Source organism: Bacillus sp. FSL K6-4563 (genome assembly GCF_038630405.1).
Taxonomy (GTDB): domain Bacteria; phylum Bacillota; class Bacilli; order Bacillales; family Bacillaceae; genus Bacillus; species Bacillus pumilus.
The window spans coordinates 290399-302989 of record NZ_CP152030.1 but is presented as its reverse complement, the minus strand read 5'-3'; the positions used below and the strand labels follow the sequence as shown (position 1 = coordinate 302989).

Sequence of the window (12591 nt, the reverse complement as noted above, 5' to 3'; positions counted from 1 at the left end):
TAGTCAACTCCATTCCTTTTTGATCGTCCTATTCTATTCTTCTTTTGAAGCCGCAGCTTCGTTTGTCACATCTTGATGTTTCTTCTTATTGATTTTATGAACAATAAACGTTCCGATAAACGCTAGAATAATAATCGCAAAGAATGCAAGATGCGGAATTTCAATATGTGCAGCACTTAAGCCCATTTTGATAGCAATAATCCCGATGAGAATAAACGCGGTATTCTCAAGCTCTGGGATACGGTCAATGAGGACAAGGAATAACTGTGCCACTGTACGCATCATGAGAATGCCAAGCATTCCGCCTAATAGAAGAATCCATACTTCCTCAGATACAGCGAATGCCGCAAGAATACTGTCCACCGAGAAGGCAAGGTCCATAATTTCCACAGAAATAACGGTTGCCCAGAACACGCCAAATACGCGAATCATCCAGCCTTCTTTTTTCAATTCCTTCGCTTCGTCATCGCCGTCACCTAACCAGAAATGCTTAATGACAAGCCATGCTAAATATGCAGCTCCGAGAACCTTAATCCACCAGAACTTAATAAGCAGCATCCCCACGCCAATGAATAGAAAACGGAAGAAATAAGCGCCAATTAATCCGTAGGTTAATGCCTTTTTACGCTGCTTTTCTGGTAAATGTTTCACCATGACAGCTAATACAAGTGCGTTATCTGCTGATAACAATCCTTCAAGCACAACAAGGGTCCCAATGAGCCCCCAAGAGACAGGGTTTGTTAATACCTCTGCCCACATATGCCAATCAAAAAACGAGGCATACGTGTCCAACATATGTTTCAAAATGTCCAACTGGTTTTCCTCCTATAAGTGTAGAAGCATCAGCAGGCTTTCGCCTGCTGTTATTCTTGATCGCTGTTTCTTTCTCACTTTGGAAAAGGCCCTCATATGAGTCATTGGCAGCGCCTCTTGAATTTTGTTTCTCTCGTTTATACTTCTAACCCATAATTTTGACAAAGAGCTGCAAGTCCGCCAGAGAATCCGCTTCCGATCGCGTTAAACTTCCAATCGCTTTCGTGTCGGTACAATTCACACACTACGACAGCCGTTTCAATTGAGAAGTCTTCCCCTAAATCAAAGCGAATCAATTCTTCCCCGCCCTCTTCATTTACAACACGAACAAATGCATTTGAGACTTGTCCAAAATTCTGGCTGCGCGTCTCTGCATCATGAATCGTCACTGTAATTCCGATACGATCAATGTTAGCAGGAATTTTTGAGAAATCAACGAGAATTTGCTCGTCATCTCCATCTCCTTCACCCGTCCGGTTATCACCTGTATGAGTGACACTGCCGCTTGGGTGCTGAAGGTTATTATAGAAAACAAAATCTGTGTCTTGCTGACAACGATTGTTTGCATCCACTAAGAATGCCGAAGCGTCCAAATCAAATTCGGCTCCGCCAGAATATTTATTCGTATCCCAGCCAAGACCGATCATCACTTTCGTCAGTCCTGGGTTGGTTTTTGTTAAATCGACACGTTGTCCTTTTGAAAGCTGAATCGCCATATTCGTATCTCTCCTGTCTCCTGAAAATATGAAAACGGGTCGTTACCCGATATCTAAACCGAAGTCTGTTGCAATGCGGGCAAGTCCGCCTTGATAGCCCGATCCAACAGCCGAGAATTTCCATTCTCCGCCATGACGGTATAATTCACCTACAATAATCGCTGTTTCAATTGAAAAGTCCTCCGCCAAATCATAGCGAATGAGTTCTTCATTTGATGCTGCATTTAAAATACGCACATATGCGTTCGTTACTTGTCCGAAATTTTGACTGCGCGCTTCTGCATCATGAATCGTAATGACAAATGAAATCTTCTCAATACTCGCTGGTACAGCTGATAAGTCGATGTTGACCTGCTCGTCATCTCCGTCGCCTTCACCAGTGCGGTTATCGCCTGTATGTACGACACTGCCGCCACCGCCAGTTGTTTGATTGTAAAAGACAAAATCAGATGGTGAGCTTGCCTTACCTGCCGCATCTAAAAGAAATACACTTGCGTCTAGATCAAAGTCTTGTCCGCCGTCATACTTATTGACATCCCAGCCAAGACCAACGACCACTTTTGTTAAACCTGGATTTGTTTTTGTTAAATCAATTTTTTGACCTTTCGCTAAAGAAATTCCCACTAGGAACCTCTCCCTTCTAATTAAATGTAGTTTCTCGTAATATCGGCAAGCTTCGCATCATTTGTACCGTCCCCAACAGCCGCAAACTTCCACTCATTCTCATGACGATAAAGCTCTCCGACGATTAATGATGTTTTCCCTGCATACTCATCTTTTAAATTATACTTCACTAATTCTTGATTGTTTGAACGATCAACGATGCGAATGTACGCATTTTGAATCATACCAAAGTGTTGATTTCTTCTTAGTGCATCATAGATGTTCACAACAAACACCAATTTATTCACATTGCCCGGCACCTTGCTCAAGTTGACGAGGACTTGTTCATCATCTCCGTCTCCTTCACCAGTCAGGTTGTCGCCTGTATGCTCGACACTGCCGCATTTGCTTTTCAAGTTGCCAAAATAAATCAAATCTTTATTTTCCGTAAACTTATCATTTTTCAGCATGAGCACTGAAGCATCACAATCAATATCAGCGCCGCCTCCGCCGCCAAACAGCTTTCCTAAAAATCCGCCGCCTTGTGATACAGGGTCCCAGCCAAGTCCAACTAGAATATTCGTTAGTCCTGCCTTCCCTTTTGTTAAATCAATACGTTGACCTTTTTCTAATGTAATCGCCAAATCAATCACTCCTCCAGCATAATAAAAATCTATTTATTAAGCGATGGACCCTATTAAAATCATCATACATGAAAATTCGACAAAATTCATGAAATGACATTGGAGCCTCTTACTCTTTTTTCTATTTACTAGTATATACGATCTACGTTCAAGATAGGTTTCAAACAGATGATATTTTTTTAACGAAAGATCCATGTTGAAAATGGTCCATGTCGTAAATGAAGTGTTTCATGTGAAACATTGTCGAAAATTCTTGTCCACAGCTCTTGCTAATAAATAGCGTATTGATGTGGTTTCATATGTTGATATAGAAAAGATAAAGCATGAGATCAAAGGATAAACCCTTTCGTTTCCTTCCATCCGTGGATTTCTTTATACTTATATCCAACGTATTATCGAAAGGATGTTGATGATGCCATCACTTCACATATTAGATCAAGTCGCTATTCCTAAAGGTCAGACAGCGCAAGAGACATTGATTCACACAACGCAGCTAGCTCAGCTTGCGGAAACGCTTGGGTATGAGCGTTATTGGTTTGCTGAACACCACAGCACAAGAGGGCTCGCTAGTACAGCACCTGAAATATTAATGGCACATATTGCCGCTCATACATCGACCTTACGTACCGGGTCTGGCGGCATTTTACTTCCGCAGTACAGCCCCTTTAAAGTAGCAGAGGTCACCCGGCAGCTTGAGGCTCTGTATCCTGGACGAATTGAAATCGGTGTCGGTAAATCTCCGGGCGGGATTGAAAGGACGAGACTGGCTTTGACAGACGGCGTGCATAAAGACCTGTCTCAGTTTGACCGCCAGCTGAAGGATCTTCTATTTTACTTATCAGACAGCCTGCCTTCTGGGCACCCGCATGCAGGAGTCAAGGCTTCTCCGCTTGTTGATGCTCATCCGCCGGTTTGGCTGCTTGGTCTAGGTGAAAATAGCGCCATGCAGGCAGCGGAACTTGGGATCAACTATATTTTTGGTCACTTTATCCACCCTGCACGCGGCAAACAAGCATTTGAGACGTATCGGTCTCACTTTTCTCCATCTGTCTTTTCCACCCAGCCGCACGCTATGTTTGCCGTGTTTGTCATTTGTAGTGAAACCGATGAAGAGGCCGAACGGATCGCCAGCAGTACAGATTTATGGCTGCTGCGTGTTGAAAAAGGACTAGACAGCCGCGTACCTTCTATAGAAGAAGCCAGTACCTATCACTACACCTCGCAGGAAAAGAAAAAAGTGTTACTAAACCGCCAGCGGATGATCGTTGGCTCAAAGACAACGGTGAAAGAGCAATTACTTAGCTTGATGGACCGATATCAAACGGATGACATCATGATTTTAAACAATTCATTTGATCCGATCGAAAAACAGCGCTCCTTCAAACGAATCGCCGAATTATTTTGAAGACAAAGGGCTGAAATAAAATCATTTTAGCCCTTTGTCAACGATCTGAAATGGGAAATGTAACATCAAGATGTCAAAATCCTTCCGCCTGTCATCTGATCGCAAATGTGTCTTCTAATCGTTAGCGAACTGTAAACGCATAAGGGGTGTACCTTTTATATAGTAGAGGTACATATAAAAGAACCGTTTACGACGCTAGAAGGAAGGAGATGACAGGCCATGAATAAGAGACTCGAATGGGTCGATGCGGCTAAAGGGATCGGTATTCTACTCGTGGTCATGGCGCATGTGCCCATTCCAGATTCGTTCAAGCAATTCATTTACTCTTTTCATATGCCGCTTTTCTTTTTACTATCCGGCATGATGTTTCGATCATCCTCACGCCCTGCTCTGTCATTTATTCAGAAGAAAGCCAAGAGCTTACTCTTGCCCTATCTCTATTTCTCCATTATTACGTATGTTTTTTGGTTCACCGTTACTCGTTTTTTTGCCTTTAAGGGACAAACGGATATTGACCCTTTCGTTCCGTTTACAGGTATTTTTATATCCAATGCAGATGAAGCTAGACTCACGCATAACCCAGCCATCTGGTTTTTAACGACACTCTTTTTAGTGGAAATGATCTTTTTCTTTATGCACCGTCTGACAAAAGGGAAACCTGCTGTCTTGATCTTACTGACCGTCCTTTGCGGAGGTGCTGGATATGCCTCAACCTTGCTTTTAGACCAAAGTCTGCCGTGGAATGCCAATGTCGCCTTGACGGCTGTTGTGTTTTATTCAATCGGATTTTTGGCAAAGCAATGGTTTGTGGAATTAAAAACAGACCCAACCCTTCTTCTATGTACAGGCCTGCTTGTACTGACGGCTTACATGCAAAGCTTTAATTCGCGTGTCGATATGCGCGTGAACGACTATGGTGATCTCTTTCTTTTCTATGCATGTGCACTGCTCGGTTCAGCTGCCGTGATTTATTTAAGCTTTAAATTCAAAACGTCCCCTATTTTGACGTATCTCGGACGAAATTCCATTGTTATTCTTGTCTTGCAATTTGCCGGCATCGATATCATGAAAGCATTTGTTTATTATGGGCTTGGCATCAATATTGCAGATACAGCGCAGCTCTCTTGGACTCTCTTTTACACGATCGGAACATTGCTGCTTATGGTGCCATGTATCTCCTTCCTAAGCAAATACCCGATACTACTCGGCAAACCAGCCAAAGCCGCACACCGCTACGAACAAAAAACATCCGCCGGCTAATTGGGCGGATGTTTTTTTGGATTAATCATTGATTTGAGAAGGGTAAAGCGTCATTCCTCCATCTACAAATAAAGTGGTGCCTGTGATATACGAAGCTTCCTTAGATACGAGGAATGCAGCAGCGGACCCAATCTCCTTCGGTTCACCAAATGCTCTCATCGGAATCTTTTCAAGCTGCTTTTGTTTTTTCTGTTCATCCTGCAAATCATCATTCGATTCGGTCGCCATTGTACCTGGTGCAATTGCATTGATCCGAATCCCTGCTTCTGCATAATCAAGAGCCAGCGTTTTTGTCATCATGTTCATTCCGCCTTTGGAAGTGGAATAGTGAACATTGAACGGGCGCGGTATTTCCTGATGGACACTGGATATATTTAAAATAGACCCTTTGATGTCATGCTCCATCATATAGGCAATTGCGGCCTTTGCCCCTAAAAAGGCGCCTGTGATATTGACATCAATGACTTTTTGCCATTGCTTGAGCGTCATCTCATGCGGCATCGCTTCTTCACCATTAAAGCCTGAATTATTGACGAACACATCGACTGTTCCGAAATGCTCCAGTGCTGTATCCATGATGGATTGAATTCCTTCCTCTTTGGAGACATCTGCGTGTACTTTCACCGCCCTACCTCCGCGCTGCTGAATGGCTTGGACCGTTTCTTCAGCACCCTCTTCATCACCTTTATAGTTCACAACCACATTCATCTGCTCTTGTCCAAATCGTAATGCGATGGCTTGTCCGATTCCTTTTGAAGAACCTGTGACAATGGCTGTTTTCCCTTTTAAATCTTGATACATCTTTATTTCCTCCTATCACGTGCTTCATCTTGTTGATACACAATGGTTACCCATTTTGAAAAAAAGAAAAACACAATCCTCTGCAATCGTTGACTAAGAGGATTGTGCTGTTCATCAAGCTAAAAGGTGTTATAGACATTTTCACAAGTTTCAGCGGTTGGCTGATAAAAGCAATGAGACTTATACCTTGCCACAAACGGCTGATTGTACCATGTCGGTGGACAATTACCAGGCGGCTTAAAATACCAAAGGCTGAATTTTGCTGGCCAAAATCGTTCTCCGTTAATATTCCTCCGTGCAAGTGTTTTTTCTGTTTCTCGTGCTCGTTGATAAAAATAACCATGCGTGACTGCTTCAAATGCATGCTCCTGATAAATCATTTGTGGAATCGTACGCAGCCCTTTAAAGTCAGAGCAGTTGGCACGCAACCGGTTGATGCCCACATTTCCTACAAGCAGCATCCCTTGCTTCCCTTCACCTTCTGCCTCCGCTCTCAGCAGTCTGGCCATGAGGTCAATATCAGAGCTTGTCGCTCTTACCACTGCCATACATCCACCTCCATTCGTTTCTCTTTTATTTTATGTAGGGTTTCTGTGTAGATGACTGCCATTTTGAAGGGAAAAGACACATTCCGTGTCGAGAGCCTGTCTAAACACCTCAACATTTTGCTGGACATGTGTCTCTCTGCCAACAACACACAAACCTAGTGATCATGCACATTACAGGAAAAAATATTCATTACTATAGACTCACTTACAAGTCATAAAAATCCTTCTAATTGCGACACCAGCATCAAAAACAGTCATTTGAACCTATTCAACAATCCGACTCAAAACCTTAAAATATAAAATATTGAGTTTTTACAGGAGACATCAAATCATATTTTACAAGTTTCTCCTTTCAACTTAGTGTCATTTTTACTACTTGAAGCTGTGCGACCTTAGAAACGCACTGAAGTATTGACAGTACTTTCGCTTCATTCTACAGTAAAAAACATACAGTATTTTTCTTTTTGTGCAAAAAGAATGATATGAACTAAAGCTTTTCAATGAAATTCATCATAAACCCGAGGAGGAAAACACGTCATGTTTAAAAAGAAATTATCCCTGTTTCTTCTGATCTTATGTGTCACTGTTGTCGCTGCTGCTTGTAGTGGTGGAAAAGAAAAGTCAGCTGCAAAGGAAAAAGATACAAAATCTCTTGATGCAGCAGAGGTAAAGGTAGAAAGTGCTGAGTACACATTACCACCTCAATACGATACATCTGTACAGGATGATCAGTATGTACTAAAAGTGAACGTATCTGTAAAAAATATCAGCAAAGAGCCTCTAAATGTTGACAAAAGCAACTTTACGCTTTACCAAGATGACTCACAGGTGTCTACGATCTCTCCAGATGACTACAATGAAGTATTATCTTCAAGCTCTCTAAATGCAGACAAAGTATCAAAAGGCGGTCTTTTCTTTGTTGTTGATAAAGACAAAGACTATCAGCTTGTGTACAATGAGCCAGGTAGTGGTTCTAAAAAAGATGACAAAACACTAGAATTCGATATTAAAGGTAAAGACTTAATGAAAAAAGCAGATACACTTCAAGCATCTGCAAAAGCTCTTTCTTCTTATATTGATGTGATGATTTTCGGTAAGAATAACGACGAGTTCGAAAAACTAACAGGTGATAACAAATCAACTGTAGTCAACCAATTTGATAAATCATTCAAACAAGGCTACATCACGTCATCAGGTATTTCTTCTAGCTCAGCGAAGGACGAAAACCTTGATAAGCTTCTAAAAGCTGTGAAAGAAACATTAGCTGAAAAATCAAAAGTATCAACAAAAACAAAAGCGATCAGTGGTGATAAAGCTGTTGTGACTGTAACTCTTACACCAATTGATGCAAGCCCGCTTGTCGATCGTTTAAAAGAAAAAGCGACTGAGTTCTACAGCAAAAACCGTTCAGCTTCTTACGATGAAGCTCAAAAATACCTACTCTCGATCTACCCAGAAGAATTCAAAAAATTAGGACCATCATCTTCTGAAGAAACAGTAGAAGTCAACATGAAGAAAAATGACATCGACCAATGGAAACTTGATTTGAACGATTACAAAACAAGCTCATTGGTTGAAAAGTTCATCAAGAACTAAGAAAAAACCCCCGATGCCGGGGGTTTTTTCTTAACGTTTTTCGTTTGATCCCTATATTTAATTCCGAATTACAGCACAGAAAGCAAGATACGGTCTATTATGAAGAATTTTCTTTTACAGCTTCATACTCTTTTATCACCTCAACCGGATCAACCGCATCCTCCTCTTGTCCGTATTCCTCTACATAAGGATCCATTAATTTCTCAAACTTTTGCTCATCGTCTACTAAAGCAACATACGTTTCATATCCTTCAAAATCAGATGGATATAAATGTGCAACGGAACTACCCGTTTCTAATGCCTCATCTATCGCTTTTCTTAATTCCAATAACCCTTTCCTGTTTCCCAAAATAAACGCTTCAAAATGGTGTGTTTGTTGAGCATATATATTACATAGCTCTAGCACATCATCGTCTACTGCTTGATAAGACATACACGAATCACCTCATTAATCGAATTGGGATAATAATGTAATTCCTCCCTTCCATTATGCCATTCCTTTCACTCGATAGTGAATCTCTTTTATATAAATCTCTGGATATAAAAAAACTTGCAGATAAAATCTACAAGTTTTTAGCTTTTTTATTTCGCAAGCATTCACTTTTCTTTCATAAACAAACTTCTCACGCTGCCAAACATCAATTACTTACATAGTACGTGAATATTAAGAATGGGATAGCAAAGTAATACGTATCTAGCTGCGTAGCTCCTGCTCTCATGGTATTATTATCACTGGCATCCCTATAAAAGAACTCCAAAAGCTCATTCATTCTACGGAGGTCCTGTTAAATAATTAATAGAGGTGAATCATGTATAATTACGAAAAGCTATATAAACAGTATTTATATAAAAAAGATCAATTGATTTTTACTAAAGAACGAGTCGCTGAGATTATAACGTCTAAATTTAAAGCTAGAGAATTTTCAAAAACAAAAATTTTAGATTTAGTAAATGATGATCACTTTGAATATACTAAGATATATAAATGTTTTGTCATTGATGATCCAAGTATATTGATTCAATTGTTTTCAAATGAGGAAAAAAAGAATCATCGTGAAGAAATACTTGATAATCGTGAACATCCCTTAAACCCCAAGAGAGTCAAAGAATGGGATTATAATCACTTATTGCTTGATGAACAAGAAGGTAGAAGAATTGATATCATTTTAGAAAGTAAAGATGGAGTATATGTTTCAGAATTTACCGTAAGAGATAGTTGCGAAAAGCTTAATAGGTATATAAATGCTTTAATTGTAGGTGCACTTATTGAAAATGGGTTAGAAGAATATCCTGATGGTATTCATGACGAGTATTTTCAATTTTATTTAGAGAACTTGGATCAATTCGGTTTCTTAAACTGAAAAACACGGTGATCGGTATTCACTTGAAAACGCCCTCTATCATAGAGGGCGTTTCTTTATTTTGCAAGCATCCATTTTTCTTTCATAAACAAGCTTCTCACGATGACAAACAAGATGACGACTGCGAGGGCTGAGGAGCCGAGTGTCAGAGTGACGGCCATCGGATCAATGATTCCAAACATCAATTGCTTACAGAGCGCATGAATATTGAGGAATGGGACAGCAAAGTAATACGTATCTAGCTGCGTAGCACCTGCTCTCATGGTAAAGAACATTGGGATCACACCTAATGTAATGATCATGGACATGTACGATTGCGCTTCTTTCACTGAGCTTGAAACGACACTGAGTAGCAGTTCAATCATCGATACCATGAAGGAGAAGATGATGAGCGCCGCAAACATGACACCGATAATACTCCACATTTGATCACCAAAGTTCAGTGCTTGTTTTAGCTTTTCTGTAAAGAGCAGCGTGGATAAAAGCAGCATGCCGATCGCCACAATTCCACTTAAAATCCCGAACATGGAGACAGCCAGCCATTTTCCGATGAGAATTTGGAGTCTGCTGGCAGGTGTCAGGAACAACGCTTCAATGGATTTTCGGTCTTTTTCACCCGCTACAATATCAAGAGCAGCTGGCAAAGCACCTGAGATGACGGAGGTCACCAAAATCATCGGAAGGAGAATCGACAAAAGCATAGAGGTCATGCCATTTTCTCCTTCATCGCCCTCTTCTACATCAACAGCCTGCACCTGAAATGGATGAACAACAGACGTATTGATTTGATCAGCGGCTAAACGCTTTTCTACGACTTGGTTTTGATACTGCTCCAGTAAGGATTGCAGCATTTGAACCGTTATCACCGAATCATCATCTGTTGTGTACCCATGAATTTTAATCGCAAATGATTGTTGATGCTGAAGCATGTCGTCTGCCTCTTTCGGCATTTCCAGATAAGCATTCGCCTTTCCATCTTTGACTGCTTGCTGCGGGTCATCAAATGTTTCAAGTGTGAGGTTTTTGACCTCTTTGATCATTTGATTCATTTCAGTTGGAAGCTTTTCATTCACTGCGACCGTATACGTTTTATCTCCTGGATCTGCAATCATGCTTTCATAAAAGAACACCAGTCCAAGCATCGTCAAAAGAGGTATCAGCACTGTTAAGAGTAGTGTTTTTCGGTCTCTTAGCGCATCTGTCATTTCTTTTAAAAATACGGTTTTCCACATTATGAAATCCCCCTAGCGAGCTTCGACATAAAGATATAGTTCAAGTCATCACTTTGTTCCTGTGTATATAATTCTGGAAGTGTCCCTTTATACACAAGCTCTCCTTGATGAATCATCATGACACTGTCACAAAGCTGGCTGACTTCTTCCATGATGTGGCTTGAAAAAAGGATGGTTTTATTTTGCTGCTTGAGCTGATGAATAAAGTCTCTGAAAATATTACTTGATGTAATATCCAAGCCTGTTGTCGGCTCATCAAATAAAATAATGTCAGGATCATGAATCAAGGTTCTGGCAATCGCCACCTTTTGTTTCATTCCTCTTGAGAATCCTTTCACCTTTCGATCCATATATTGTCTCATCCCAAAACGCTTTGCCAAATCCTCTATTCTTGCTTTGATTTCATGCTGATCTAAGCCATACAATTTGCCAAAGTATTCAAGGTTTTCTCGTGCCGTCAAACGATCGTAAAGCCCTGTCTCACCGCCAAACAAGACACCAATTCGCTTTTTCACTTCCGTTGATTCTTTCACCGTATCAAAGCCTGCGACAGTGACTGATCCGTGCGTAGGTTCTAACAATGTGGCTACGGCGCGTAATAACGTGGTTTTCCCTGCACCATTTTCTCCTAGGATGCCAACGACTTCCCCTTCCTTCACGGAGAACGTCATATGTTTCATCGCTTTCACGACTTTTTTCTTATCTTTAAACCAGCAGCTGCAATCGCTGAGAGTAATCATTTGGTTCGCCCCTTTCAACTTTCTAAGTCTATGATAGAAAAAATAACGCTTCCCTGACATAAAAATGTCGCGAAACGTCCTTTTTCTGTCTTGAAATGATCTATTTTAAAAAACAAATGATAAAATAGACAAATAATACGATGAGTCATAGGTGATTTTTATGATAAAAGTAGGTCTCGTTGACGATTACCGAGTAGATTTAGAAAAACTGCATGCCATTGTAGGCAGAATGGAGACTGTGGAGATTGTCTTTGTCACGCAGTCAGCAGAGGATGCTTACGAGAAGGTCAAAAAAGGAGATATTGATCTGTTGTTCGCAGACATTGAAATGCCCGGAATGTCCGGTTATGAATTAGCGGATCTCATTCACTCTCATGCACTGAATGTCGATGTTGTCTTTGTGACAGGAAATAGCGGATATGCGGTCCATGCGTTTGATTTAAATGTTCACGATTATATTATGAAGCCCTACCAAGCCGATCGAATTGCCAAATCCTTAGAACGCTACATGTCCACCAAGCAGGAGAAAAGCATTCATGGACGGCTTCTCATTAAACAGCAGTCAGATATTCATGTGCTGCAAAAGAAGGATGTCATTTTTGTTGAGCGAACAGGCAGGTCAACCACCATTGTCACAACAACAGGAGATATCCAAACATATCAGACATTAAACGAGTTAAAGGGCGATCTAGCTGAAAAAGATTTTATCCGCTCCCACCGATCGTTTATCATCAATATTCATTACATTAAGAACTTCTCGGCGTATGCCAAAAATTCATTTATCGTGTCTTTTGAAGGTACAGATAAAAAAGCCATGATAACCAAGCAGCAATTAGAATACTTTAAGAAATACTATTTTTAAGGAGAACGAA

At 40.7% G+C, this 12591-nt stretch carries 14 protein-coding genes; 5 read left to right on the top strand and 9 right to left on the bottom strand.

What is annotated here, in order from left to right; all coding sequences use genetic code 11:
• Positions 1–33: 33 nt before the first annotated feature.
• The 4 genes from MHH54_RS01695 to MHH54_RS01680 form a co-directional block, all read right to left on the bottom strand.
• The gene (locus MHH54_RS01695) at positions 34–813 is read right to left on the bottom strand and encodes a TerC family protein (protein WP_012008834.1); all 780 of its coding nucleotides are present in this window, start codon (positions 811–813) and stop codon (positions 34–36) included.
• Between the two features lie 137 nt (positions 814–950).
• Positions 951–1529 carry a TerD family protein gene (locus MHH54_RS01690; RefSeq protein WP_003216935.1) on the bottom strand — a complete coding sequence of 193 codons (579 nt, stop codon included), beginning with the start codon at positions 1527–1529 and terminating at the stop codon, positions 951–953.
• Positions 1530–1571: 42 nt separating this feature from the next.
• Positions 1572–2153 (bottom strand): TerD family protein, encoded by a 582-nt coding sequence (locus MHH54_RS01685; RefSeq protein ID WP_003217119.1) that lies wholly within the window; start codon positions 2151–2153, stop codon positions 1572–1574.
• 20 nt (positions 2154–2173) lie between these two features.
• Positions 2174–2776 carry a TerD family protein gene (locus MHH54_RS01680; protein WP_044139240.1) on the bottom strand — a complete coding sequence of 201 codons (603 nt, stop codon included), beginning with the start codon at positions 2774–2776 and terminating at the stop codon, positions 2174–2176.
• 412 nt (positions 2777–3188) lie between these two features.
• Here MHH54_RS01680 and MHH54_RS01675 point away from each other — a divergent pair, with 412 nt between their 5' ends.
• Positions 3189–4181: an LLM class flavin-dependent oxidoreductase gene (locus MHH54_RS01675; RefSeq protein ID WP_342500598.1), complete on the top strand. Its 993-nt coding sequence runs from the start codon at positions 3189–3191 to the stop codon at positions 4179–4181.
• A gap of 219 nt (positions 4182–4400) precedes the next feature.
• Positions 4401–5441 (top strand): acyltransferase family protein, encoded by a 1041-nt coding sequence (locus MHH54_RS01670; protein WP_106029649.1) that lies wholly within the window; start codon positions 4401–4403, stop codon positions 5439–5441.
• Positions 5442–5462: 21 nt separating this feature from the next.
• Here MHH54_RS01670 and MHH54_RS01665 read toward each other — a convergent pair whose 3' ends face one another.
• Together MHH54_RS01665 and MHH54_RS01660 are read right to left on the bottom strand one after the other, a co-directional pair.
• Positions 5463–6242: a glucose 1-dehydrogenase gene (locus MHH54_RS01665; protein WP_003217170.1), complete on the bottom strand. Its 780-nt coding sequence runs from the start codon at positions 6240–6242 to the stop codon at positions 5463–5465.
• Between the two features lie 119 nt (positions 6243–6361).
• Positions 6362–6790 carry a cell wall hydrolase gene (locus tag MHH54_RS01660; protein WP_003217242.1) on the bottom strand — a complete coding sequence of 143 codons (429 nt, stop codon included), beginning with the start codon at positions 6788–6790 and terminating at the stop codon, positions 6362–6364.
• Positions 6791–7327: 537 nt separating this feature from the next.
• Here MHH54_RS01660 and MHH54_RS01655 point away from each other — a divergent pair.
• Positions 7328–8386, top strand: a complete 1059-nt coding sequence (locus MHH54_RS01655) for a DUF4352 domain-containing protein (RefSeq protein WP_003217128.1) — start codon at positions 7328–7330, stop codon at positions 8384–8386.
• Between the two features lie 97 nt (positions 8387–8483).
• Here the strand turns inward: MHH54_RS01655 and MHH54_RS01650 are convergent, their stop codons facing one another.
• On the bottom strand, positions 8484–8819 hold the full coding sequence (locus MHH54_RS01650; RefSeq protein ID WP_342500597.1) for a hypothetical protein: 336 nt from the start codon (positions 8817–8819) through the stop codon (positions 8484–8486).
• Positions 8820–9195: 376 nt separating this feature from the next.
• Here MHH54_RS01650 and MHH54_RS01645 point away from each other — a divergent pair, with 376 nt between their 5' ends.
• Positions 9196–9747, top strand: coding sequence for a hypothetical protein (locus MHH54_RS01645; RefSeq protein ID WP_106029651.1), 552 nt, complete (start codon positions 9196–9198; stop codon positions 9745–9747).
• Between the two features lie 56 nt (positions 9748–9803).
• Here the strand turns inward: MHH54_RS01645 and MHH54_RS01640 are convergent, their stop codons facing one another.
• Together MHH54_RS01640 and MHH54_RS01635 are read right to left on the bottom strand one after the other, a co-directional pair.
• Positions 9804–10979 carry an ABC transporter permease gene (locus tag MHH54_RS01640; protein ID WP_050943316.1) on the bottom strand — a complete coding sequence of 392 codons (1176 nt, stop codon included), beginning with the start codon at positions 10977–10979 and terminating at the stop codon, positions 9804–9806.
• Positions 10979–11719 (bottom strand): ATP-binding cassette domain-containing protein, encoded by a 741-nt coding sequence (locus MHH54_RS01635; RefSeq protein WP_003217123.1) that lies wholly within the window; start codon positions 11717–11719, stop codon positions 10979–10981. The genes MHH54_RS01640 and MHH54_RS01635 overlap by 1 nt, the downstream gene beginning before the upstream one ends.
• 160 nt (positions 11720–11879) lie before the next feature.
• Between MHH54_RS01635 and MHH54_RS01630 the strand changes: the two genes are divergently transcribed.
• Entirely contained in the window at positions 11880–12581 is a 702-nt protein-coding gene (locus tag MHH54_RS01630) for a LytTR family DNA-binding domain-containing protein (RefSeq protein WP_106032912.1), read from the top strand.
• The last annotated feature ends 10 nt before the right edge of the window (positions 12582–12591 follow it).